General features: G+C 41.2%; 1 protein-coding gene. It reads left to right on the top strand.

Translation table 11 applies throughout. The features are described 5' to 3' along the window. Nucleotides 1-80 precede the first annotated feature (80 nt). The coding region (locus DD606_RS25130; RefSeq protein ID WP_176691493.1) for a DDE-type integrase/transposase/recombinase at nt 81-1,552 on the top strand (1,472 nt) is incomplete at its 3' end.

Below are 1,552 nucleotides of genomic sequence, written 5' to 3'. Positions count from 1 at the left end.
CACTATTCATGGACGCCGAAGAGTTTGTGAAACGATGTGATGATTGCCAGAGGACAAAGATTCCTAGAGCACGAGATGGCATGCCCTTGAGACCAATGATGGGGGCAAGAGCTTTTGCAAAATGGGGGATTGATTATGTCGGACCCATTTCACCTCCTACATATAAGACTCATGCACAATACATCGTTGTGGCTACAGACTATCTAACAAAGTGGGTCGAAGCAAAGGCAACTCAAAAAACAAATGCCAGGACCACGGCACAATTTTTATACGAATACGTCTTTGTACGATATGGATTGCCAATAGAAATTGTGAGTGATCGAGGCACACATTTTATAAATGAAGTGATAGAGATCCTTCTAGATGAATTCATGGTAATCCATAGGAAATCAGCCCCGTATCATCCACAAGCAAACGGACAAGCTGAAGCAACAAACAAAACCATATGCACGGTCCTTACGAAGATTGTATCTGAGTCGAGAACTGACTGGGACCAGAAGTTGCATTCAACATTATGGGCATATAGGGTAGCATATAAAACATCAATAGGAACGACCCCATATAACATGGTTTTTGGGCTAAATGCTATCTTACCAATAGAATTCTTGATTTCAACCTTAAGGGTGGCTAAGGATCTAGAGTGGACAGGACACGAGCTTTCTGATAGAATAGATGACCTGGAAAAGCTAGACGAGCTTCGCCTAAAAGCAGTAGCTTCTATCTACGCTCAAAAAAGGCGACAAAAGGAATTTTTTGATAAGCATGTGCGGACTAAAGAGTTTAAGGTTGGGGACTATGTCCTAGTTTACACTCTGAAACATCATGCTAAGAAGCTTAAAAAGCGAGGGATGGGACCTCTGGTGATTAAAGATCTATCACCAAGTGGAGCCGTCAAGCTTGCTACATTAGACGGAGAAGAAATGCCCAATTGGATTAGTGGATGCAGAGTGAAAAAGTATCTTTTGCCGCTAACCCAAGACATGCTTCTCAAAATACATCAAGAAAAGCTGCGTGTCCAGAAAAAGAAAATGATTGTGGAGGAAGCGCAAGCCGAGGCGAAGGAAAGAATGGAGAAAAGAAGACTACTGCGTCAGAAACAGCGCAATGAAGGAGCAATACGAATAAACGCAGTCAGTATAACAGAAATGGATAATGACAAAGAAGAACCCATCATTGAATGCAAAGTAGGAACCAACCAAATCAAAGCCAGAGCACTATTGGATTCAGGAGCTCAAGCTAACCTACTTTCACTCAGTTTGTATAGACAATTGACAAATGACACTAAACTACAATCTGCCAAGCAAGAGTTAAAGAGTTACTCTGAGAATTCAATCAAAACTGTCGGATGCACAGTTTTACATATACAGATTAACCAGTATGTGTATCCTCATATGTTTTACATGGTTGAAGACCAAGCTACACAACATCCATTATTGCTAGGACAACCATGGCAGAAGCAATACAATGCAATGATTGACTGGAGTTCTAAATCAGTGCTTATCAAATACGAAGGTGAAAGTCAATCAGTTAAGTTCACCAAAGGAGCAGAGCC

It is taken from the genome of Enterobacter cloacae complex sp. GF14B, from assembly GCF_004136805.1.
Lineage (GTDB): Bacteria > Pseudomonadota > Gammaproteobacteria > Enterobacterales > Enterobacteriaceae > Enterobacter > Enterobacter hormaechei_C.
Note: the sequence above shows the minus strand (reverse complement) of the source record. Positions and strands in the feature narration are given on the sequence as shown.